Annotated in this window: 20 protein-coding genes and 1 other annotated feature (1 of these 21 running past the window's edge); of the genes, 2 read left to right on the top strand and 18 right to left on the bottom strand. The window is 51.0% G+C overall.

The annotated features are described in order from the left end of the window. The 3 genes from ACI32D_RS04255 to ACI32D_RS04245 form a co-directional block, all read right to left on the bottom strand. Nucleotides 1–913, bottom strand: a 913-nt coding sequence (locus ACI32D_RS04255; RefSeq protein ID WP_439775400.1) for a 5-methyltetrahydropteroyltriglutamate--homocysteine S-methyltransferase, incomplete at its 3' end; no start/stop codon positions are given. A 430-nt stretch (nt 914–1343) separates the two neighbouring features. Then, nucleotides 1344–1823 carry a helix-turn-helix domain-containing protein gene (locus tag ACI32D_RS04250; protein WP_439775399.1) on the bottom strand — a complete coding sequence of 160 codons (480 nt, stop codon included), beginning with the start codon at nt 1821–1823 and terminating at the stop codon, nt 1344–1346. Between the two features lie 85 nt (nt 1824–1908). Beyond that, nucleotides 1909–3096 (bottom strand): chloride channel protein, encoded by a 1188-nt coding sequence (locus tag ACI32D_RS04245; protein WP_439775398.1) that lies wholly within the window; start codon nt 3094–3096, stop codon nt 1909–1911. Nucleotides 3097–3342: 246 nt separating this feature from the next. Here ACI32D_RS04245 and ACI32D_RS04240 point away from each other — a divergent pair, with 246 nt between their 5' ends. Further along, entirely contained in the window at nt 3343–5118 is a 1776-nt protein-coding gene (locus ACI32D_RS04240; protein WP_439775397.1) for an oleate hydratase, read from the top strand. 99 nt (nt 5119–5217) lie between these two features. Here ACI32D_RS04240 and ACI32D_RS04235 read toward each other — a convergent pair whose 3' ends face one another. The 12 genes from ACI32D_RS04235 to ACI32D_RS04180 all read right to left on the bottom strand — a co-directional run bounded on the left by ACI32D_RS04235 (nt 5218) and on the right by ACI32D_RS04180 (nt 16722). Then, on the bottom strand, nt 5218–6669 hold the full coding sequence (locus tag ACI32D_RS04235) for an APC family permease (protein ID WP_439775396.1): 1452 nt from the start codon (nt 6667–6669) through the stop codon (nt 5218–5220). A gap of 25 nt (nt 6670–6694) precedes the next feature. After that, nucleotides 6695–7066, bottom strand: coding sequence for a hypothetical protein (locus tag ACI32D_RS04230; protein WP_439775395.1), 372 nt, complete (start codon nt 7064–7066; stop codon nt 6695–6697). 111 nt (nt 7067–7177) lie between these two features. Next, a complete protein-coding gene (locus ACI32D_RS04225; RefSeq protein WP_439775394.1) occupies nt 7178–8398 on the bottom strand; it encodes an MFS transporter in 1221 nt (406 codons plus the stop codon). 252 nt (nt 8399–8650) lie between these two features. Further along, nucleotides 8651–9988, bottom strand: coding sequence for a type I glutamate--ammonia ligase (gene glnA, locus ACI32D_RS04220; protein WP_439775393.1), 1338 nt, complete (start codon nt 9986–9988; stop codon nt 8651–8653). Between the two features lie 146 nt (nt 9989–10134). After that, nucleotides 10135–11382: an aminotransferase class I/II-fold pyridoxal phosphate-dependent enzyme gene (locus tag ACI32D_RS04215; RefSeq protein ID WP_439775392.1), complete on the bottom strand. Its 1248-nt coding sequence runs from the start codon at nt 11380–11382 to the stop codon at nt 10135–10137. After that, entirely contained in the window at nt 11379–12305 is a 927-nt protein-coding gene (gene miaA / locus ACI32D_RS04210; RefSeq protein ID WP_439775391.1) for a tRNA (adenosine(37)-N6)-dimethylallyltransferase MiaA, read from the bottom strand. The genes ACI32D_RS04215 and miaA overlap by 4 nt, the downstream gene beginning before the upstream one ends. An 80-nt stretch (nt 12306–12385) precedes the next feature. Next, nucleotides 12386–12787: a rhodanese-like domain-containing protein gene (locus tag ACI32D_RS04205; protein WP_412137351.1), complete on the bottom strand. Its 402-nt coding sequence runs from the start codon at nt 12785–12787 to the stop codon at nt 12386–12388. Nucleotides 12788–12851: 64 nt separating this feature from the next. Beyond that, on the bottom strand, nt 12852–13079 hold the full coding sequence (locus ACI32D_RS04200; RefSeq protein ID WP_439775390.1) for a YqgQ family protein: 228 nt from the start codon (nt 13077–13079) through the stop codon (nt 12852–12854). A 1-nt stretch (nt 13080) separates the two neighbouring features. Then, nucleotides 13081–13752, bottom strand: coding sequence for a rhomboid family intramembrane serine protease (locus tag ACI32D_RS04195; protein WP_439775389.1), 672 nt, complete (start codon nt 13750–13752; stop codon nt 13081–13083). Beyond that, nucleotides 13745–14317, bottom strand: coding sequence for a 5-formyltetrahydrofolate cyclo-ligase (locus tag ACI32D_RS04190; protein ID WP_439775388.1), 573 nt, complete (start codon nt 14315–14317; stop codon nt 13745–13747). Before ACI32D_RS04190 ends, ACI32D_RS04195 begins: the two co-directional genes overlap by 8 nt. Nucleotides 14318–14371: 54 nt before the next feature. After that, on the bottom strand, nt 14372–14521 hold the full coding sequence (gene rpmG / locus ACI32D_RS04185) for a 50S ribosomal protein L33 (protein ID WP_002879260.1): 150 nt from the start codon (nt 14519–14521) through the stop codon (nt 14372–14374). Between the two features lie 86 nt (nt 14522–14607). Continuing rightward, a complete protein-coding gene (locus ACI32D_RS04180; protein ID WP_439775387.1) occupies nt 14608–16722 on the bottom strand; it encodes a peptidoglycan D,D-transpeptidase FtsI family protein in 2115 nt (704 codons plus the stop codon). Nucleotides 16723–16807: 85 nt separating this feature from the next. Between ACI32D_RS04180 and ACI32D_RS04175 the strand changes: the two genes are divergently transcribed. After that, nucleotides 16808–19390, top strand: coding sequence for a YfhO family protein (locus ACI32D_RS04175; RefSeq protein WP_439775386.1), 2583 nt, complete (start codon nt 16808–16810; stop codon nt 19388–19390). A 52-nt stretch (nt 19391–19442) separates the two neighbouring features. On the opposite strand, the gene greA is transcribed toward ACI32D_RS04175, so the two are convergent. The 3 genes from greA to pheS all read right to left on the bottom strand — a co-directional run bounded on the left by greA (nt 19443) and on the right by pheS (nt 23462). After that, nucleotides 19443–19931: a transcription elongation factor GreA gene (gene greA, locus ACI32D_RS04170; protein ID WP_439775385.1), complete on the bottom strand. Its 489-nt coding sequence runs from the start codon at nt 19929–19931 to the stop codon at nt 19443–19445. 70 nt (nt 19932–20001) lie between these two features. Then, entirely contained in the window at nt 20002–22413 is a 2412-nt protein-coding gene (pheT, locus tag ACI32D_RS04165; RefSeq protein ID WP_439775384.1) for a phenylalanine--tRNA ligase subunit beta, read from the bottom strand. Continuing rightward, nucleotides 22413–23462 (bottom strand): phenylalanine--tRNA ligase subunit alpha, encoded by a 1050-nt coding sequence (gene pheS, locus ACI32D_RS04160; RefSeq protein ID WP_439775383.1) that lies wholly within the window; start codon nt 23460–23462, stop codon nt 22413–22415. The genes pheT and pheS overlap by 1 nt, the downstream gene beginning before the upstream one ends. Before the next feature lie 36 nt (nt 23463–23498). Then, nucleotides 23499–23690 (bottom strand) — a binding site (T-box leader) (it continues 10 nt past the right edge of the window).

The following is a 23690-nucleotide window of genomic DNA, read 5'->3' as shown; positions in this document are numbered from 1 at the left end:
AAGTTACCAGGCCCAGGACGATCTTGACATTTTCCCGGCCGTTCCAGACCTGCTTAATTGGCGCCAAATCGCCTGATCTGTCTGAGTCGTATTCCAGGAAAAAGCCGTCATAGTTCAATTGGGCCAGGTAAGGAGCAACTGGTTCATAACCACCGGAGAAAAGGAAGGTTGACTTGAAGTTGCCCCGGCAGATGTGGGTAGTGACCGTCAAGTCTTCCGGCAGGCCTTCCAAAGCCGCATTGATGACCGTCACTGCGCTTTCCGCCAAGTGGACGTACTTGGCGTGTTCTTCTGGATTGTCCTGGCTTTCATTGAGCTTGCTGATCAAAAAGGCCCAAGTAGTGTCGTCAATTTGCAGGTAGCGGCAGCCAAGTTCGTAGAAGTGCTTGATGGTTTCATTGTAGGCCTTGCCCAAGTCAGCCAGATAGTCTTCCCAGCTGGCATAGAATTCTGGCCAGTTGTCAGACCGGTTGTCTCTGAAGAGCATGGTTGGTGAAGGGATGGTCTGCTTGGCTACCGCGTCACCAGCTGCCTTTTTGGTAAAGAGGAAGTGGTCGAAGAATGGATGGTCAGGGTTGTAAGCTACCTTGCCGCCCAGTTCCGCATTGTCAGTCCGGGTCTTGGCCCCATGGAACTTGTAGCTTTGCTGGTAGTCGTACTTGATTACGCCTTTAAGGCCCCACAAGAAGTCCAGGTGCCACCAGCTGCGGCGGAATTCACCATCAGTTACGGCTTTCAGGCCCACTGCCTTTTCCTTTTCAACCAAGTCGCTGATCCACTTGTCTTCCACCTTGGTCAAGTCTTCCTTGCTCAACTCCCCGGCCTTGAACTTGGCCCGGGCATCCTTTAATTCCTGCGGCCGCAAGAAGGAGCCAACAATGTCGTAACGGTATGGTGCGGATAATTTAGTCATAACTAATTCCCCTCTAGCAAAAATAAAATCAATTCAAATCAAGTATCAAAACAGATACTAAAACAACAGAAAACGATAAAACACGATTGCCGGGCACTAAAAAAGCGCGCCCCCAACTGACTCAGTCAGTCAAGAGACGCGCCTAGCGTGTTACCACTCTTCTTCAGTCTGGCCTCGCGGCCAAACCCTCAAAAGCTTCCTAATGAAAGCCCAACGCTATACCGGGCGCTACCCGCAAATGGCTTGCCTAAGCTCACCATTTGTTTATGCTCCAAGACCATCTTCACTGCCTTTGCCCTCGCCGGCTCTCAGCTAACCCGGTTCTCTGTAGAAGGCTGCCAACAGTTACTCATCTTTTCTCAGCAACCGTTAATCTATTTGTCATAATCTTAAAACTTTTGCCAGGGTCTGTCAATCCTTTTGGGCAAAATTAATTTTGACTATTTCTCAGCTTATGCAACTTGCACAAGTAGCTGACCCCGCTGACGAAAATCACCAGCAAACCGGAAAACAAGAAGAGGTAGCCAATCGGCAGAAGATAGAAGTTTTCGTGCAAAAAGCCTTGCTTGTCCACGTACTCTACCGAATTGGCCTTGATCAAAAAGCAGATAAAGCCGACTAGCATCAATCCTCCGCCGATCAAGGCCGACCAGAAGTTGAACTTGGCCCGCTTGGTTTCACTTGCGTCATTGATTAATTTGTCAGTCATTTCAGTTCCTCCTAAAATCAGTTCGTCCAAAGAAAGCTGAAAGGTCTGGCTGATGACGATTAAAGTTTCAAGATCGGGCAAATTCTTGTCATTTTCCCAATTGGATACTGCCTGCCGGGTCACATGGACCTTGGCCGCTAATTCTTCCTGGGTCAAGCCTTGGTCCCGGCGGAGTTTCTTGATCTGTTCACTAAATTTCATCAGTCATCCTCTTTCTGTTTTGCTTTCAACTCTTAGCTTAGGAGAATTTTGGCCTTTAAACAAGCAAGCCTGGCTTGCAAAGGAATTATTTCCGGGGAAATAGTCGCTTGCTCTGGAGAATTTTCTCACACAACAGGCAAACCAGGATAATGACCGGAGCCAGACGAAGGCTGAACAAGAAGACCAGCAAAAGGGCTACCAGCTTAGGTTTGCCGACAATCACGCTCACGCTGGCCGCGGTCAAAACAGCCACCAGGAGATTTTGGGACCAGGGCAAAAGCAAGGCCAGGCCCATCCCTAAAGCAACTGAACAAAAAATTGCCGGGAAGATGGTTCCCCCTCTCCAGCCCAGACCAAAGCCAAAGTTGGTCAAGAGGCACTTGCCAAAGGCTAAGCTGATTAAAAAGGCCGGCCCTAATTTGGCCGCCTGGTCAACCAGGTCCCACATGGTAAAGGCCCCGGACCAGAGCAGGTAGCTGGATAAAAGGCCACCGATGCCCAGCAAGAGGCCGCCCAGCATCCCTTTGAGCAGGTAATTTGGTATCGTCTCACCCAATTTTGCCCCGATTTCTTCAAGTTTCAAAAAGAAGTTGCCAAAGGCCAGACCCAAGGCAAAAGCCACTGGAGTCAGCAGGATTCCCTGCCAGGTCCAGGCCACCTTTGCCAAGCCAATCTGGAAGACCTTGGCTTCCGGGAAAGCCTTCAGCCACATGGCAAAGCTGCAAATGCCCAGGCAGGTCCAGATAGTATAGCTGACCTTCTGCCGCCACTTCTTGGCAAAAACATCTTTTAAAGGCCCTTCTGCCGGAGAAAAAGGTCTGAACAAGGCTAAAAACTGTTCTTTAAAAGACGCTTGGGGCAGGTCCGGGTCAGTCAAGTAGTTGGTTAACTGCTGGCCCATGGCGCTTGACTGGCGGGCAATAATCCCTGTCATGGAAGCTTCCGGCCCCACGCTGGCCCCGCCAGCCAGAATAACCGTCCCGTTGACCCAGGTCCGCCAGCTGGCTCCTGTTACCTTCCCGGTTTCCTGGAATTCAGCCAGGATTTGCTTGATCGTCTTGGGATAGGCCCCCACCTTCAGCTGCAATAGGCCAATCACCAGGCCAAACAAGAGGCACTGGAGCAGCAAGAGACCCGGATGGGCCAAGATTCGCTTAGACCAGAAAAGGGAAATCAATTCGCTGGAAATTGTCAAAAAAATCCCTGCTCCTAAACCAATCAGCAAACTAAATATACTTGCATAGATAAAAGCCAGGCTTTTCAACCGCTTCATATACAATATCCTCTCCAATCCTTAATCTGCATCATTCCATGATAACAAATTTCCCCGGCAACTTGAAAGCTTTTTCTCGCCCTTCTGCTTCAACTTAATTTTTCTTATCCAATCGCCATTTTCTATACCTGTACCCAGTTCTTTAAGGAAAAATTTATTTGAAAGCGCTTTTGATAAATGCTAGAATGCAAGGTGAAAAAGGAAAAAATATCAGAAAACAGTTAGCAAGTACATGAGGTGAATGAGATGTATTATTCAAACGGTAATTACGAAGCATTTACTGACGCTAGAAAGCCAAAAGACGCTGACAAGAAGAGCGCTTATGTCATCGGGGGCGGCCTGGCTGGCTTAGCTGCCTGCGTTTTCATGATCCGCGACGGGCACATGGATGGCAAGAAGATTCACTTGCTTGAAGAAGAAGCCCTGGCCGGAGGGTCCCTGGACGGGATCAAGCGGCCGGAATACGGCTACATCATCCGGGGCGGCCGGGAAATGGAAAATCACTTTGAATGTCTTTGGGACATGTACCGGTCAATTCCATCTTTGGAAATTCCTGGTGCTTCCTACCTGGACGAATACGCCTGGCTGGACAAGGATGACCCTAACTCATCCAACTGCCGCCTGATCCACCACAGAGGCGACCGGGTGCCAACTGATGGCCAGTACGGCCTGGGCAAGTGCGCCGGGGAAATCGTCAAGCTGGTCATGACTCCGGAAGACAAGCTGGAAGGAATCTCAATTGAAGATTTCTTCTCTGATGAATTCTTTGAGACCAACTTCTGGGCTTACTGGGCAACCATGTTTGCCTTTGAAAAGTGGCACTCAGTCATTGAAATGCGCCGCTACGCGATGCGTTTCATCCACCACATCGACGGCTTGCCGGACCTGTCAGCCTTGAAGTTCAACAAGTACAACCAGTATGAATCTATGACCAAGCCGCTTTTGGCCTACCTGGAAAGCCATGACGTTGATATCTGCTACAACACGCAAGTAGAGAACGTCGTAGTTGATACCAGCAATGGTGAAAAGCTGGCCAAGAAGCTGATCCTTACCAGAGACGGGGAACACCAGGAAATCGACTTGACCCCGGACGACCTGGTTTACGTTACCAACGGGTCAATCGTTGAAAGCTCAACCTACGGCACCCACCACACTCCAGCGCCAATCACCCACAAGCTGGGCGGCTCCTGGAAATTATGGCAGAACCTGGCTGAGCAAGACGAAGCCTTTGGCCACCCGGAAGTTTTCTGCGAAAACATCCCTGAAAGAGCTTGGTTCGTTTCCGCGACCATGACCATGAAAGATGCTACTCTGGAGCCATACTTCGAACGTTTGACCAAGCGGGACATCCACCAGCACCGGGTCAACACCGGCGGGATCATCACTGTCACTGACTCCAACTGGATGCTCTCCTTCACTATTCACCGTCAGCCGCACTTCAAGGACCAGAAGGAAAACGAAACCGTTGTGTGGATCTACGCCCTTTACTCAGACACGCCAGGCAATTACATCAAGAAGCGGGTCGTAGACTGCACTGGTGAAGAAATTACTGAAGAACTCCTCTACCACCTGGGCGTGCCAGACGATTTGATCAAGAAGTACGCCGGCGATGACTATGTCAACACTGTTCCAGTTTACATGCCTTACATCACCGCTTACTTCCAAATGCGGAAGAAGGGCGACCGGCCGGCAGTCGTACCAGCTGGTTCAGTCAACCTGGCCTTCATCGGCAACTTCGCTGAATCTCCGACCAGAGACACGGTCTTCACCACTGAATACTCAGTCCGGACCGCCATGGAAGCTGTCTACACCCTGCTTAACGTTGACCGCGGGGTACCGGAAGTCTTTGACTCAGTCTACGACATCCGGGAGCTTTTGAAGGCAACCTACTACTTAAACGACAAGAAGCCAATCGACCAGATGGACCTGCCGCTGCCTAAGATCGCGGTCAAGGGGGCACTGAAGAAGGTCCAAGGCACTTGGCTGGAAGAATTGCTCAAGGAAGCAAAATTGCTTGAATAGGCAGTTACAAAATAAATGAATAGATAATATTAATTGCAAGCAAAAAAGAGAAGCACATCGCTTCTCTTTTTCTTTTGCCTAAAAACATAAAATAGTTTACTACGCTTCTTCTCCGTCGCGCTTTCTCTGCCACTTGGCAATGAGCGGCAAAATTACGCCCAAGCCGATCATGAAGAGGGGTTCAACGATGTTCAAGATCAGCATGTGGGTCCACTTAGCCGTCCCGAACTTGGCGTCGATCGGCACAATCCCGAAGGTGGCCCCGGTCAAGGTCACGATCAAGCACCACCAGCCAACAAAGATGGCAAACTTCCGGTTCTTGATGTAGACGTAAGCTGACGGGTAGTCTTCTTCATGCGTCCGCACCTTGATGAAGGCCCAGAAAAGCAGGCCAGTCACATAAGGTGATACGATCCCGTTCAAGTTCAAAAGCTGGTTGAAGATATCGTTGACCGTTGGCAGAGTTGAGCTCAAGAAGAGCAAAACTGAGCAAATGAAGGTCGTCAACCAGTAGCCGTTGATTGGCAGGCCGTTCTTGTCCACCTTGGTTAATTGCTTTGGCAGGTACTGCTTGGCCGTGTCAGACAGGAAAATCCGGGCACCGCCGTCGACCAGTACCGCCAGCTGGGCCAGCATGTATAAAGCCTGGGTGATGATAAAGGCATACAAGAAGAAGTTGCCCATGCCAAACTTTTCCCCCATGGCCTGAAAGGCGTAATAGGACCCATTCATCTTCAAGTCATCCGGCAATTTGTGGGCGTTAAAGAAAACGCCTAAACTGAAGGAACCGAAGATGGTCAAAAAGCCAGTCATCGCGGCCAGCATGTACATGGCTTTCGGGAAGTCCCGGGGACCATTTTTCATTTCATTGACATAAGGGGCGACGAATTCGCTGCCGTTCATGGCAAAAATCAAGAGGCCCAGGGACATCATGAACTTCATGTCAAAGGTCGGCAGGAAGTTCTTGAAGTGGAAGGGCTGGGTCGCTACCGGCCGCCCCTCGCCCAGGTAGGCAAAGGTCATAATGACAAAAAGAATCGTCATCACAAACATGGCCCCGCCCCCGATAATGGACAGCCATTGCAGGGAGTTGGCAAACTTGTGCTGGAAGAAGATGAAAACCACGAAGATCAAAGCCGTGAACAAGGCAAAGACCCAGTTGGACATTTCCTTATCATCCAGCGCCCGCCCCTTAAAGAGCCAGGCAAATGAAATAACGGTTGAGTTAGCCACGTCAACCAGGTAAGGCAAGGATACCACCCAGTAGCACCAAGCCGTAATATAGCCCATCCGGTCACCGGAAGTGTGCCGGATCCAGGAGGACAGGCCGCCCCCTTCTTTGGCAAAAACGCTGCCCAGGTGGCCGACCATCATTTCATAAGGAATGACGAACAAGACCAAGAGCAAAATCCAGTCACTGACGACAGCCAGGCCCTGGTTTTGAAAGTTGTAGATGATATCATCGAAACCAATCACGGTCACGAAGTCCATCAGGGCGATCACCGGCCAGGAAATATATTTCCGCTTGCCGGTTTCATCTAAAGAATCCATGCTTTTTTCTTCTTCCTCCTTACTTTTATGCAATAAAGGAAATCATGATTTCCAGCTGCATCAAGGCATTGATAGCGCCAGGCAGGGTTTCTTCACTGACCGTCTGCTCAATCACGGCATGATCTTCGTCAAAGTCAAAACCGGCATCCATGACCATCCCGGCCGCGTACTCGTTCAAGTCCTCGTTTTCTTCCATGGGGTTGTACTTGTACATGAGGCTCCCGTCATCGGTCACCGTGTACTCGTCTCCATTTTTTTCAACCAGGACAAAAGGCTTGCGGCCATATGCATCGACCAATTCGTTTTCCACTTGGACAACCGTGTCTGACCAAGGGTTAAAAACCGTCTGCCCGGCCACCCAATTCACGTAGTCTGCCTTCAATTTCTCGATTTCCATTATCGCTGTCTTCCTTCCAAAAAATTTACGCTATCTTTCATTATAGCCAATTATCGGGTAAAAGAAAAACCAGCCTGACGGCTGGCTTTTGATATTTTCAAATATTTACACTTAATGCTTATCAATTGCCCCGTTGAGGCGCTTGCGCCAAACCAGGTAAACGATCAAAGCCAGCGGTACCACGATCAGCTGGATTAAATAGAACCAGCGGCCCGGCAGAGCCTTGGCCACGACCCCAGCCAGCATTGGCCCAAAGGCCATGGCGATGTCCAGACCCAGGTAAAAGGTGGAGCTGCCCAAGCCCTGTTCATTGGCCGGTGACAAAAGCAGGGCCGTTGACTGCAGGACGGAGTAGATCAAGCCGTAGCCGATTGCCATCCCGGCTGCCCCCAGGGCCATCATCCAGTTGCTGTTCATGTAGGCTAAAAGGACCAGGTAGATGGCCGTAGCCACCAGGCTCAGCCAGAACCAGACCCCAAAGCGGACCGTGTCAAAGTAATTCTTGAGGAAAGTCCGGATCAAAAGCAGGACAATGGCGTAAATGAAGAAGTAGCTCCCTACCGCCACTGGCATATGCATCTTGGCCACGTAAGTCACGATGTCAGCCTGGGTGACGAAGTAAGGGATGCCGAAGCAGGTCGTCAAAAGTGCTACCGGCAAAGCGTTGACGGAAATCAGCTTGAACTGCTTCTTTTCTTTTTGCCGGGGACTTGGGACAGCCCGGTTGCCGACGAACTGGATGATGATGATCATGATCAAAGTTGCCGCGGCTGGCAGCATCATGGTTTCCCGGTAGCCAATCACTTTGTAGAGGTTGATTGAAATAGCCGGGGCAATGGACATGGCCAAAGCATTCATCAGCCCGTACAAGCCCATAGCCGCCCCGACGTGCTGACGGGGAACCAAGAAGGCGATCCAGGTGGTCATGCAGACGGTACAAAGAACGAAGCCAGTCCCGTTGATGATTCTGAATAAGAGCAAGAGCTCCCCGTTAGGCGAAACAATATAACCCACGATCCCGATAAGAATCAGCACCCCGCCAATAAAAGACAGCTGGTACTTGGAGAACTTGTCAGTCAAGTTGCCGGCAATTGGCCGGAGAAACATGGCCGCGAAGCTCATGATCCCCACGATCACCCCGGCTAAAATGCTGCTGGCCCCCAGGCTTTCAGCATAGCCGTTGATCAAAGGATTGTTGAACATGGTCCCGAACAAAAACAGGAAGGAGGCAGTCATAACCAAGATGACATCTTTGGAATAAATTGACTTGCCCTTTTCCTGCTCCATCCGCCCGGCTTTGGCCGGGGAAACACTTGCGCTCTTGCTGCTCACTATATAACCTTCTTTAGTCTTAATCAATTATAATGATTTTTGCTTAAAAACAAATTAGATTTTACCATATTTCGCCCTTCTTCGCTAAGGCTGGCAAAAATCTCTTTGCCTTTTTTCTATAATTCAGCAATAAAGCGCTAGCAAAAGCCTGCCTTGCTTAAGATAATTAAGTCTGATTTCTTCATAAGAAAAAAAGCCTGCCCAAAAGGCAGACTTTCTGATTAGTCAATGATAAATATCGTATTCTGAATTTTAGTAGTTGAAGTAGCGCTTTACTTCCCATTCTGAAACTGATTGAGTGTACAGAGCCCATTCAGTTTCCTTCATTTCCAGGAAGCTGTCAACAATGTGTTCGCTGAAGGCAGACTTGATGACTTCGTCTTCCTTAAATGCCTTGATGGCGTTGTGCAAGGTTGATGGCAATGGCTTGATGCCCAGTTCCTTGCGTTCGTCGTCAGTCATTTCGAACAGGTTGGAAGTTACAGGTGCCATTGGCAGCTTGCCTTCCTTGATCCCGGTCAAACCAGCCTTCAGGCAGGCTGACAGAAGCAGGTATGGGTTGGCAGTTGGGTCAGCTGACCGCATTTCCAGACGGGTGCCGACTTCGTTGGCGTTAGGAATCCGGACCATTGGTGACCGGTTCCGGCTTGCCCATGAGATGTAAACTGGAGCTTCAAAGCCTGGGATCAGCCGCTTGTATGAGTTGACAGTTGGGTTAGCCACGCAGGTAATAGCGCGGGCGTGTTCCAAAATCCCGTTCAAGAAAGTCAAGGCAGTAGTTGACAGGTGGTATTGGCCATCCTTGTCGTAGAAGGCGTTCTTGCCGTCCTTGAAGAGGGACATGTTGGTGTGCATCCCGTTGCCGGCCAAACCTTCAACTGGCTTAGCCATGAAGCTTGCGTACAGGTGGTACTTGCGGGCGATAGTCTTGACAACCATCTTGAAAGTTTGCAGCTTGTCGGCAGTTGCCAAAGCGTTGTCGAAGCGGAAGTCGATTTCTTGCTGGCCGTCGCCAACTTCGTGGTGGGCAGCTTCTACGCGGAAGCCCAGCTTTTCCAAAGTTTCAACGATTTCCCGGCGGCACTTGGCGCCTTCGTCTTCAGAAGCCATGTCGAAGTATGAGCTGTGGTCAGAAACTTCAGTAGTTTCTTCCCCGTTCTTGCCTTCCTTGAAGAGGAAGAATTCAGCTTCAAAACCGATTTCGAAGTCGGAGAAGCCCATTTCCTTCATTTCAGCAACAACCTTCTTCAAGTTGTTGCGTGGGTCACCTTCAAATGGAGTGCCGTCTACGTTGTGGACTGAGCAGACCAGGCGGCCGATGGTGCCTTCTTCAACAGTCGTCCATGGCAGAACTGACCAAGTTGACAGGTCTGGGTACAGAACCATGTCACTTTCTTCCAGACGAACGAAGCCGTCGATTGATGAACCGTCAAAGCGGGTTTGGTTGCCCAAAACGTCGTCCAATTGGCTGACTGGAACTTCCAAGTTCTTCAGCGTGCCGTTAATGTCAGTGAAGGCCAGACGCAAAAAGCGAACGTTCTTCTCTTCTACATCTTTACGGATTTCTTCTTCAGTAAATACCTTGCTCATGTTCTCACCTTTAAAAATCAAGAATAAATTTACGATCAACTAATCAATTGGCTCTGTGCTAATCGATGCTTTAAAGATACCACTCTGACCGCCTGAGGTCAAATTGGTCTAAAGACTTTTTTAATAAAAAAAGTCTTTTGTTACTTTTACTTAAAAAACAAATGATTTACGGCATTTGTAACCGCTATTCTATCGTGAGCATAAGTTAGACCACCTTGCATGTAGAGGGCATAAGGCGGCCGGATAGGGCCATCTGCAGAGAATTCCATGGTCGAACCAGAGACGAAATTGCCGGCGGCCATGATGACTTTATCTTCGTAACCTGGCATGTCGCTTGGGATCGGCTCAACGAAGGAGTCAATTGGCGAATTTTTCTGTACTTCTTTGGTGAAATTGATCATCTTTTCCTGATCGTTGAAGATAATCGTCTGAATGAGGTCAGTCCGCGGCTCATCCCACTTAGGCGTTACTTCACAGCCCATCTTTTCCAAAAGGGCTGCTGAGAAGATCATCCCTTTGATGGCTTCACCAGTCGTGTGCGGAGCCAAGAAAAAGCCTTCATAGAATTCGTGCATGTTGGTCAAGGTGGCCCCTTCTTCCTTGCCAATCCCTGGCGCCGTCAAGCGGATAGCCGCGTTTTCAACCAGTTCTTCTTTGCCGACGATATAGCCGCCAGTCTGGGCGATCCCGCCGCCAGCGTTTTTGATCAAGGAGCCAGCCATGAAGTCTACCCCGTATTCGGTCGGCTCATGCTTTTCGGAAAATTCCCCATAGCAGTTGTCGACGAAGACTAAGCTCTCCGGGCTGACCTGTTTGACAAAAGCGGTCATTTTCTTAATCTGGTCAACCGTGTAGCTCTGCCGGGTATCATAGCCACGAGACCGCTGGATGACCACGATATGGGGCTGGTCGCGCTTAAGGACCTTCTCAGCTTCCTCATAGTCGACCCCGCCTTCACTGTTTAAAGGCACGTAAGAGAAGTTGATCCCTTTTTGGATCAAGGTCCCCCGCTTCTTCGGGGCCAAGCCGATTACCTGCTGCATGGTGTCATACGGCATCCCGGTCAAGTAGGTCAAAGTTTCGCCAGGCAAAAGGTTCCCATCTAATGCCACGGCTAAAGTGTGGGTGCCGGAAACGAACTGAGGCCGGACCAGGGCGTCTTCAGTGTGAAAAACCTGGGCGTAGATAGCTTCCAGCTTCTCTCTGCCAATGTCATCGTCCCCGTAGCCGTTGGTCCCCTTCAGGTCAGCTTCAGCCACCTGGTGGTCAACAAAGGCCCTCAAAACCTTCTCCTGGTTATAGACCACCTGGTCGTCGATTTCCCGCAGGCGGGGTGCGATTTCCTGGTCAACTTCGGCCAGGATTGCCTTTAATTCTTCTGGTAATTTTTTCATTTTTCTTCCTTCATCCATTCTTCTATTCTGACAGCAATTCTATTGGCGCAGTTTGGGTCGGTCAAGGGGTCATACCACTCAACCGGCAGCTTGTTTCTAAAGTAGGTCAATTGCCGCTTGGCATAGCGCCTTGAAGCCGTCTTAAGGGCGGTCACGCAGCTTTCCAGGCTGGCCTCGCCTGCAAAATAAGGGAAAAATTCCTTATAGCCGATGGCCTGCAGGACCTGGTGCTCACCTGCCCGGTTGTCGTAGACAAAGCAGGCCTCTTCTAAAAGCCCGGCCTCCATCATCAAATCCACTCGCTGGTTGATCCGCTGGTAGATGGCATCCCGGTCACTGTTTAAGCCGATGATCAAGTAGTCATAGCGGGGCTTGATTTCTGCCTGCTGCTTGGAAAAAAGCCCGCCCGTCCGGCTAATCACGCTAAGTGCCCTAAGGCTTCTTCGGCTGTTAGCCACAGGAATCTTTTTGGCTGCTTCGGGGTCTTTCCTGTTTAATTCATCCCACAAGGCCTGGGGGCCGTTAGCTGCTAAAAAATCCTCCCATTCCGGGTCCACGCTAGCTGCTTCTTCTTCCTTGTCGCCCAGCTGCATGTCGTTTAACAAGGCATTGACGTAAAAGCCGGTACCGCCCGCGATGATGGGCAATTTGCCTTTCCCCGCGATCTCGCCGATAGCTGACCGGGCCTCATCGACGAAATTTTTAACGGAAAAGTCTTCAAAGACCGAATGGGCATCCACCAGGTAGTGTTTGACTTCTGCCTGCTCTTCCGGGCTGGCCTTGGCCGTGCCGATGGCTACTTCTTTGTAGATCTGCATGGAGTCGCCAGAGACGATTTCCCCGTCCAATTTCTTGGCCAGCTCGATGGCCAGGCTGGTCTTGCCCACGGCAGTCGGCCCGACGATAGCCACTACTTTCTGCATAAATTCCTCCTGCAATTTTCTCTTCTATCATCATAAACCAAAAAAGCCTGCTTGAGAAATTTTCTCAGCAAGCTTTCAGCTTAGTTCTTGGCTGCCTTCTTGCGGCCGTCCCATTGGGAGAAGCCGTCTTTGAGATAAAAGACCTTGGCAAAATTGTGCTTGCGCAGGATGCTGGCGCAGCGCAGGGTCATGGTCAAAGAGTCCGAATAGAGGTAGACCGGCAGGTCTGGCCGCAGTTCGGTGTATTGGTACTTGAACATGGTGTAAGGGATGTTTCTTGCCCCGTCAATATGTTCATGCTTGAACTCATCGGCTTCGCGGACGTCGATGATCTGCGCCTTCCGCATCCCGGCCTTGAATTCCTCGTTGGTCAGTTCCCCGCCCAGGCGCTTGGCCTGGATCCGGTTGTAAGCCCAGAAGCCCAGAAAGCCCAGCAGGATGACGCCTAAGATGACGTCAAGAACGATTAAAAAATTGGTCATGTGAAAAAAAGCTCCTTCTTGCAAGTCTTATCTTATAATAACGCTAAATTCAGCCTGGGGCTAGCTAGTCCAGCCTTTTTTCCCGCTCAAGCCGCTCTTCGTATTCGTGTTCATGCTTTAAGACCAGCTTGGCGTTTAAATAGAGTTTTTTCTCTAAAACGCCTGCCTTATACAAGTTGTCCAGCTCAATCGCCATTAGTTCGATATCCCACTTTCTTTTGCCCAAGTGGACCAGGATGCCGTATTTTTTCAAAAGCTGCTGGACATCGTAAAGATTTTTCAAAACAGTCATTTTACACCGTCACTGCCATTCCTAAACGCAAAGTCAAAACCACATAGACAATCAAAGCAGCTGCCGCCAACAGCCGGCCGCCCTTGCCATAGCCCCGGTAAGTTGCATCACCCAAAATAATGGCCAGTAGGGCCCCGGTGATTAAGCCGCCCAGGTGGCCCAGGATGTCCACGTCAGGCATGAAGACGTCCAAGACCAGGTTGATGACTGCTAAGGCTAAAGCCTGCCGGCCCAAGAAGGACAAGAGCGCATTGTCTTTGTCCTTGAATCCCGCGCAGGTCATGGCTCCAAGAAGACCGAACAGGGCAGTTGACGCCCCGGCGCTGATCGCCTGGTCATTGCCAAAAGCCAGGGTCAAGAGGCTGCCGCCAACCCCTGACAGCAGATAGATCAGCAAAAAGCGCCAGTGGCCGAAAACCGGCTCAGCATACTGGCCGATATAGTAGATCATGATCGCGTTGGAGGCGATGTGCATGATCCCGATGTGGAGGAACTGGGCGGTAAAAAGGCGCCACCACTGTCCTTCCATCACTACGGCCGGGTTAAACATGGCCCCCATTTTCAGCAGAACGGAAGTACTCTCAGAGCCGCCCATAAAGGTTTCCACCAGGAAAACGGCAAAGAGGATCACAACCAGAGCGGTTGTCATATAATTACGCCGCAGATTATTCATCGCCGGCCTCCTTTACAATTATCAAATCATCCATCGCCTGGTCATGGTCTTCCATTGGCCAGGCAGGAGTCTTGAAGTACATGACTGAATTGACCAGGGCCAGGGTCTTGACCGGATTCTTGGCTAAAAAGCGGTCATAGTAGCCCCCGCCAAAACCGATCCGGCTCTTGCCCGCCGGACTAAAGGCCAGGCCAGGGACAAAAAGCAGGTCCAAATTATTATCAACTTCATTTTCTTCAGCCAGCTCCCAGACCCCAAACTTGGTCTGCATTAAGGGAGCAGCTTCGTCCCATTTTAAAAAGTCCAGCTGCCAGCCAGGATGGCACTTGGCCAAATAGAGCTCCTTGCCTTCTTTCCGCAGCTCTTTAATCAAGCCCCTTATATCCACTTCCAGCGGCATTGGCAGGGTTAGTCCGATTTTTTTGGCCTGCTGGAGCATTGGGTGCTTTAGGGCCAGCGCCGTCAATTCCTGGTCTTGCCGTTTTTTAGCCGGGCTCTTGGCAAAATCCGCCAGCCGCTTCCTTTGCCAGGAGCGGAAAGTTTTCTTGTCCATCAAAGCAGTCACGCCCTCTCTTCCTGCAAAATAAAAAAAGCAGGCCTTTCGACCTGCTATCTTTTATTACTTAGTCTCGCGGTGAAGAGTTACCTGTCTTTCAACTGGGCAATACTTCTTCAAGGTCAAACGTTCCGGATGCTTACGCTTGTTCTTCTTAGATAAGTAACTTCTGTCGCCACATTCGGTGCATTCTAAAATGATGTTGTCTGCCATTATTTTCACCACCTACAATTAATATCTGACTGTACAATCATAACATTTTCAAGGGCAAAGAGCAAGTTATCTCAGTAAATTAACTGTTAATTTGTACTTGAAAACTTCCCTTTATGCATCTTGTAGTAAGTCGTCACCATCGCCTTGGCCATGTTCTTGTTGTAGCTGCCTTCCTTGTCCGGATCGATGCCGGCAAAAACAATCGCGAAGGCAATCTGCGGATTGTTGGAAGAAGCCCAGCCGACCATGGTTTCGTTGATCAGTTCAGTGTCTGTCGACTTCTTGGTCTTGGTGTTGTAGTAGAAAGTCTGGGCCGTACCGGTCTTGGCCGAAATCGACGGTTTGACGTTCTTCAAAGCATGGGCCGTCCCCCAGGCATTTGACCCATGGACAACCTGGTAGAGCCCCTGCTTGATGACGGCTAATTCATCAGTTGTCCAAGGGATCTTGAACTGGACAGTCGGCTTCTTGTTGTAGTAAGCATAGAAGTGCTTGCCGTCGCTGCTGGTGCGGCCGATAGACTGGACAACGTATGGCTGCATCCGGTAGCCCCCGTTGGCAATCGTTGAAATGTACTGAACCAGCTGAATTGGGGTGTATGCGTCGTAGTTCCCGTAGGATTCGTCAAGCACTGACCCGGACAGGATAATCCCGTTGGAGTCAGTTGACGCCCCCTGGATACCCGAGCTTTCACCCGGCAGGTCAACCCCGGTCTTTTGCCCCAAGCCAAACATGGCAAAGTTGTTTCTCAAGGTCTCAAAGGCTGTCTGCGGCATGTGAATGTACTGCTTGGCCACATAGCTGGCCTTCACCCAGCGCAGGGTCAGCTGCATCATGTAGATGTTGGAAGATACTTCCAGGGCGCTGGCCGCCGTCAAGGAGCTGAAGGTCCCGGTCGGGTAAACGGACTTCTTGACCGGAGAACCCGGCAGATAGATGGCCGTGTCCGGCAGGGTGTTGTTGGTTGGAGTGATGACCTTGTTGATCAAGCCCCCAGCCACCTGGGCCCCCTTGACAACAGACCCCATAACGAAGGACTGGTTGATGTTGCCCAGGGCGTTGTCGGTAATCTTGCTAGTTGACGGGTCATAGCTGATCCCGGACATGGCCAGGATAGCCCCGGTATTCGGGTTCATGGCAATCGCGTAGGCACCGCTGGACAAGCTGGCTGCCCCAGCGCTCAAGGCTGAGTTAAACTGCTGCTTGAGGGCCTTGGTTACGGCTGCCTGGTACTTGGCGTCAATCGTCAACTTCAAGCTGGCCCCAGACTGGCCCTTGTAAACCTGCTTGGTCTTGGTGATCTCGTTGCTGGAGTTGCTGGTAACCTTGTAGCTGGCCTTGGTCCCCTTCAAGAGGGCTTCATATTCCTTTTCCAGGTAGGAAGTCCCAACCCGGTCGTTTCTGGAATAGCCGTTGACCAGGTAGTATTGCAGGTTGTCGCTCGGCAAACCGGTCTTGGTCGTGGAGACTGACCCAATGATACTCTTGATTGAAGACCCGTTCGGGTAGTAACGGTTCCAGTCGGTACCGATCCCGACCCCCGGCATGGAGGACAGGTGCTCGCCGACCTGGGCGATTTCCTTGTTGCTGAGCCCACTGCTCTTCAAGTTGATCGTCGACAAAGTCGTGGCCCCCGACATCTTGTTGTACAAGAGGGCCGCCGTCTTTTGCTTGCTGGTCAAGCTTGGCTTAAGGGTATTTTCAACATAAGCCACTTCATTGTCGTTGATCTCTGAAGTTGACAGACTAGACTTCTTCTGGGACTTCGGCAAAGCAGCCAAAACCTTCTTGGCCCGGCTTTCATCAGCCAGGTAGTAATCAGCAATTTGTCTTTTTGTCGGCTTTTCGTCGGTAATTTTTATATAATTACTAAGGGTATTAGCAACCTTGTACATCTCTTTGGAAGTCGCTGACAGGCTGCGCATGTAAGTAATCGCGTTTTCAGCCTTGTTGCCGACCAGGATCCGGCCCTGGGAGTCGTACATGACCCCCCGGGGAACAGACTTGGTCATGGTGTTTTCGTCGGTGGCATTGACCTCCGCGGAAAAGCGCGAACCGTAAAAGAGCTGCAAGTATGCTAATTGGCCAATTAAGGCCGCGAACAAAATTACGATGACCCCGACCAGAATCTTCATTCTGAGAGGGGTGTTTGCGGTTTGACTACTGTTGCCAGTTCCGCTATTCTTTCTAAAATAACTCACGATAAAACCATCCTCACTAACAAGTAATTTTAGCAAAAAGACCTGCGCAATTCTATCATTCAGAAGAGGAGTTAGCTAATTCTTAATGTACATATCCAAAATAAAACGTTTTTTCCAAAAATTCGGCCTTAAGCAGCTCTATGCCTGCCTGGCCTTCGCCCTGCCGGCCCTTATCTTCGCCGGCTACTTCATCTCTAAGAAAGGCAATATCCTGACCGTTGACCTGGGCCAGCAGTATGTTGACTTCCTGGCCTACTACCAGCAAAAGCTCTTTAAGGACCCAAGCAAATTGATCTACAGCTTTGCCAGCGGCCTGGGGGGCTCGATGCTGGGGACGGACAGCTATTATCTGCTCAGTCCCTTCAACCTGCTCTTGCTCTTTTTCCCGCAAAAGTTCCTGCCTCAAGGGATCCTTTTGGTCATCTCCTGCAAGATCGGGGCCATCGGCCTGTCCAGCTACCTGGTCTGGGGAAAGAAGTACAAGCTGGCCAAGGAATACGTTCTGGCTGCCAGCCTGGCCTTTGCCCTCTGCGGCTTTGTCGTTGCCAACAACCTAAACTTGATGTGGCTGGACAGCCTGGTCCTTTTGCCCTGGCTGCAAGAAGCCATTGACCGCCTTTTGGCCGGGGAGAAAAATCACCTGGTCCTGGTCACCTTCCTGCTCTGGCTGACCAACTTCTATACCGGCTACATGACCCTGCTTTTTGGCTTGCTCTACCTGCTGGTGGGTCTGGCCACAAATAGTGAGCGGAAAGTCCGCTTTTGGACCTACTTCAAGGCCAGCTTCTTTGGCTCCTGCCTGGCCGGGGTCAGCCTCTGGCCGACTTTTTTGGAGCTTTTAGCCGGCAAAACCGATGCCGATATCAGCTGGAAGCTGAACTTCCAGTTCCCGCCCTATCAGCTGGTTGCCAAATTAATCGACGGGGCCTACAGCTTCCATGAAATGTCGGACGGTCTGCCCAACATCTTCATCTCCTCCTGCTTTGCCCTTTTGGCCCTGCTCTTTATCTTTAATGCCAAGTTCAGCAAGCGGGAAAAATTGACCCGAGGCCTGCTTTTGGCCTTCCTGGTCTTGTCTTTGTCCTTTACCCCCCTGGTTTTGATCTGGCACTTGGGCCAGTTCCCGGTCTGGTACCCGGCCCGCTTCAGCTTCCTGGTCTCCTTCTATGCCTTGAACCTGGCCCTGGAAAATATGGACAGGGAGCCCGTCTTCAACCTCAAGCAGAAAATCCTGGCGGCCCTTTTAGGAGCCAGCGTCTCCATTTACCTGGCCATCGATCCTGACAAGCTGGAATTTATCCGGCAAGACGGGCAGATCGCGACCGGCCTCTTTCTATTGGCCGGCCTGCTCTTTATTCTCTTTATCTATGGCCAGCACTACCTGGCCGGCCACTATGCCCTGCTTTTGGTAGTTTCTGAAGTCACGGTCAACTTGATTTTTTCATTAAACGCGATTTCCTACCAGGAAAACAAGAACTATGCCAAGTTTGAAGCCAACGTCAACCAGGCGACCAGCTACCTGGCCAAGACCGATTCCAGCCTCTACAGAACGGAAAAGAGTTTCAGCCGGTCTGATGACGACCCCTTCACCGGCAATTACTACGGGGTGACGACCTTCAACTCCATCAGCAACTCTAGCACTTCCAACCTGCTCAGCCGCTTGGGCTATGTCCACAACAGCAACTCTTACACCAACCAGGGCGGGACGCTCTTGACTGATGCCTTCCTGGGGGTCAAATACTACCTGGAGCCGAATTATTCTTATGACGGCGTCTCAGCTGCCCAGCGGATGCCATATGACAATTTGAACCACCGGGCAGATCTAAACAGCTATTATCCGAAAAAGCAGTTCAAGCAGCTTAGCATTTTGGAAAACAAGCAGGCCCTGCCACTCATTTTTGCCAGCCAAAGCCAGCAGAAGCAGGTCAAGTTCCTGGACAATGACCCAGTTTACAACCAGCAGAAGCTCTGGGAAAGCCTGGGCCTGTCCGGCCAGCTTTTCAGCAAGGTCAAGAGCCAGATCAAGCTGACCAACTTAAAGGTCAACCAGTCCAACCCTCTGGTCTTTAAAAAAGCTAACTCAGCCAAGCCGGCTTCCGTCACCTTCATCTTGACGCCAAAAAACGATGACTCATACTACCTGCAGCTCCCAGATGGCTTTGACTTCAAGACCGCCAGCTTGAGCGTCAACGACATCTTCTACAACTACGAGAGCCGGGACGGGCAGATCCGCCTGGTCAACGTTGCCAGCGGAAACAAAAAGACCAGGATCAAGGTCACTTTCAACTTGACCAATTCGACCCTGGACTTAACTGGTCTTCTCTTCTGGCACTTCAACAATTCCGCCTTCAAGGCCGGGATCAAGCAGCTGAAAGAGCCAGAACTTAAGTTAAAGCAGACTGGCTTGAAAATTTCCAGCCAGGCCTTCAAGAGCCAAAAGAAGCTCTGGATCACGACCATTCCTTATTCCAAGAACTGGCTGGTCTATGACAATGGCAAGCGGGTCAAGACCAGCAAATATGCTTCCAGCCTCCTGGCCTTTAACTTAAAGGGGGGCAAGCACAAGCTGACCTTGATCTATTTGCCGGTCAGCCTCCTTGCCGGCAGCTTGATCAGCCTGATAACTTTAGCTGTCTACCTGCTCTTGAAAAAGAAGCAGAGAATTTAAAACAGTAAAATAGAGTACAAAAAAAGGTGCTGTCCGTGTGGACAGCGCCTTTTTAGTCGCTCGTCTTAACGTCGTTGATTACGACATCGTAGCTGACGTTGGCTGAGTCAACGTTGATCTTGACCGTTTCACCCTTCTTGTGGCCAAGCAGGGCCTTGCCGATCGGAGATTCGTTGGAAACCTTGCCGTGGAATGGGTCAGACTGGCTGCTCCCCACGATTTCGTAAGTTTCCGGTTCATCTTCGCCGACTTCAGTAACCGTAACGGTCTTGCCGATACTTACTTCGTCGGGGTCAACGGCATCAGTGTCGACAACGACAGCGTACTTCAATTGTTCGCTGACGGCATCGATTCTTTCTTCCAGCCGCATTTGTTCATCCTTGGCTGCATCGTATTCTGAGTTTTCAGACAAGTCCCCGTAAGAACGGGCAATCTTCAAACGTTCAACGATTTGCGGCCGCTTGACGAACTTCAGGTTTTGCAGTTCTTCTTCCAGCTGCTTCTTGCCTTCGGCAGTCATTTCATAGGTTTTTTCAGGCATTTTGATTCTCCTTTATTTAACGCATTATGCAATGTTAAATATTAGAGTTTAATTCCACGAAAGTCAACCATTAACGGATGTTTGCTGCTAATTTTTCTTCCAAAGCGGCTTGCACATTGTCAGTTGCCTTAGTTACAACCGCGTCAGTCAAGGTTTCTGCTTCGTTTAAGAAGGTCAAGCGGTAGGCCAGGCTCTTCTTGCCGTTTGGCAGGCGGGCGCCTTGGTAGACGTCGATGACTTCAACGCTGACCAGGTACTTGCCGGCATTTTCCTTGATGCAGCTTTCAACTTGGGCGTTAGTGACGTCTTCGTCAACCAGGATGGACAGGTCCCGCTGAACGGCTGGGTACTTCGGAGCCGGCTTGGACTTGACGCCCTTAGCCATCAAAGGCAGCAAGGCATCCAGGTTCAGTTCGTAAACGTAGATTTCCTTGCCGGCGAAGTTCTTGTCAGTCATGGTCAAAACTGGGGCGATTTGGCCGATCAAACCGATGTATTCATCATTTACGTAGATGCCAGCCGTTCTGGTCGGGTGCATCCCCTTGATTGACTCTGCCCGGTATTCCACGTCCTTGACGCCGATCATTTCAAATACGTCTTCCAGCTGTCCCTTGACATAGTAGAAGTCAACTACTTCGTCCTTGTGCTGCCAGTTGCTTTCCCCGGCCAGGCCGACGTAAGCGGCTGCCAGGTGTTCGTGTTCGTGGTAGTCGCCGCCTTCCATGTCGTAGACGCGGCCGTTTTCAAAGAGCTGCAGTTCAGTCTGCTTGCGGGCAAAGTTGTAGGCAACCGTGTCCAAAAGGCCGCAGATCAAGTTTTGCCGCATGGTGGTTCTGGCTGAGTTCAGCGGCCAGTTGACCTTGACTGGAGCCAGGGCCTTTTTGACAAAAGTCGTGGCCATTTCTTCAGAAGTCAAAGAGTAGTTGATCGTTTCACTAAGGCCCTGCCCTTCAAGCAATTGACGCAGGTGACGGACCTTGACTTCATCAGCAGCGTAGCCGCCAGTCAGTTCACCAGTAGCCGGGTGGGTGGACTTGATGTTGTCATAGCCGTAAATCCGGCCAACTTCTTCAAAGATGTCAGAGTCAATGAAGATGTCCCAGCGGCGGTTTGGCACAGTTACCGTGTATTCGTCGCCCTTTACTTCAACTGGGAAGTTCAGCTTGCCCAGGATCTTGACGATTTCGTCCATAGGCAGGTCAGTGCCCAGGATCTTGTTGGTCCGGGATGCAGTAGTAGTAATGACAACTGGCTGCTTGTCCTGGTCGCTGGCCTTGATTTCACCAGCTAAGACAGTAGCGCCGGCATTAGCCCGCAAGATAAGCGCGCAGGCGTCCAGGGCCTTTTGGGTGTTGTCCCAGTTGATCCCCTTTTCAAAGAGAGCTGAAGCGTCAGTCCGGTTGTCATGCCGCAGAGCCGCCTTTCTGGTCAAAGCTGGGTCAAAGACAGCAGCTTCCAAGATCACGTCAGTGGTTTCTTCAGTAACTTCACTGTTCAAGCCGCCCATCACGCCGGCCAGGCCGACTGCTTGTTCACCATCAGTGATCACGATGTCCTGCGGGTCCAGGTCGATTTCTTTTTCATTCAAGAGCTGCAGCTTTTCGCCTTCCTTGGCCAGGCGGACCTCGATCTTCTTGGTCTTGTCAAAAAGCTTGGCGTCGTAAGCGTGCATTGGCTGGCCAGTCAAAAGCATGACATAGTTGGTAGCGTCGACCACGTTGTTGATTGGGCGGATACCGGCATTCCACAAGCGGGCCTGCAGCCAAAGGGGACTTTCAGCAATCTTGACCCCGGTCAGCTTTCTCAAGTAGTACTTCGGAGCGATCTTTTCATCGGCAACGGCAGTAAAGTCGCCAGTCCAGTCTGCCCCGTCTTCTTTGAGGACAACGTCTTCGATCTTTGGCTTCTGGTCGATCAAGGCACCGACTTCGTAAGCTGCCCCTTCCATTGAGGAAGTGTCGGCCCGGTTTGGCGTAATGTCGAAGTCCAAAACGTAGTCGTCCATCCCCAAAGCTTCAAAGACAGAGTCACCAGGCTTAAGGTCCGGATCATGGAAGACCCAGATGCCGTCAGCGTACTTCGGCGGAACAACTGAGTCGCTGAAGCCAAGTTCCTGCAGGCCGCAGATCATCCCATTGGATTCAACCCCGCGCAGCTTGCCCTTCTTGATCTTGATCCCGCCTGGCAAATGCGCACCTGGCAGCGCCACGATCACGTCCTGGCCAGCTGCCACGTTAGGCGCCCCGCAGACGATCTGGCGGGCTTCGTCTTCACCGACGTCAACCGTGGTCTTGTTTAAGTGGGTCCCTTCGATCTTTTCGCAGGTCAAAATGTGGCCCACGACCAGCTTGCTCAAGCCGTCTTCCGGGTGAACCGTTGAGGCGATTTCGACCCCGGACCGGGTCAGTTTTTCAGCCAAGGCGTAAGGATCTACGCCGTCCATGTTCAAGAAATCTTTCAACCAATTGTAAGAAACTAACATTAATCTTCCTCCTGACGGAATTGTTGCAAGAAGCGCACGTCGTCACTGTAAAAGTCGCGGATGTCGTCAATGCCATACTTCAAGATGGCGAACCGGTCCAGGCCCAGGCCAAAGGCAAAGCCGGAGTAGACAGTTGGGTCAATCCCGGCAGCGGAGAGAACATTCGGGTGAACGATCCCGGCACCCAGAACTTCGATCCAGCCAGTGTTCTTGCAGATCGCGCAGCCCTTGCCCCCGCATTCAAAGCAGGAAACATCCATTTCAACTGAAGGTTCGGTAAACGGGAAGTAGCTTGGCCGCAGGCGGGTTTCCCGGTCCTGGCCGAATTCGTGCTTGGCAACCAGTTCCAAGGTCCCCTTAAGGTCGCTCAAGGAGATGTTCTTGCCGACAACCAGCCCTTCCATCTGCATGAACTGGTGGGAGTGGGTGGCGTCGTCATCGTCTCTTCTGTAAACCTTGCCTGGGGAGATCATCTTGAGGTCCCCCTTGTCAAAGTCATGCTTTTCCATAGTCCGGGCTTGGACTGGTGAAGTCTGGCTCCGCAGCAGGTGGTCAGCGTCAACGTAGAAAGTAGCCTGCATGTCCCGGGCCGGGTGGTCCTTAGGCAGGTTCAGCATTTCAAAGTTGTAGTGTTCGCTTTCGATTTCCGGCCCCTGAACGACTTGGTAGCCCATGCCGATGAAGAAGCGTTCCAGGTCGTCTTGAATGATTCTGATCGGGTGCTTGGAGCCGACGTGCTTTCTGCGCCCTGGCAGGGTCACGTCGATCTTTTCAGCTTCCAGGCGGGCCTCAATGGCCTTTTCGATCAATTCATCCTTGGCACTGGCCAGGTTTTCATTGAAGAGGTCCCGGAGTTCGTTGACCTTCTGGCCAACTTCCCGCCGCTTTTCCGGAGCAACGTCCTTCATCTGGTGAAGGATTTCCGTCAGTTCACCCTTCTTGCCGACCAGCTTGACCCGGACGTCATTCAGGCTCTTTTCGCTTTCTGCTTCCTTGATTTCAGCAAGCCCCTGCTCACGCAGAGCCTTCAATCGATCAAATAAATCCATTTACTTATTCCTTTCAACAAAAAAAGCTCCGCCCCCAAAAGGGACGAAGCTTCGCGGTACCACCCTAGTTCAGGCCTAAAAAGGCCTGCGCTCTATACCGATAACGGTGGCAGCCGGAATTGATTAGATCCTACTCGCAAGATGAAATTCGCAAGCTGCTCTTTGGTTTCCTTTCAGTTGCCAAGAAACCTCCCTGTCAAAGATCAGTCTTGTTACTAGTCTTGTTCT

The organism is Lactobacillus sp. (assembly GCF_051873315.1).
Lineage (GTDB): Bacteria > Bacillota > Bacilli > Lactobacillales > Lactobacillaceae > Lactobacillus.
This window is presented reverse-complemented; position numbering and strand designations above follow the sequence as displayed.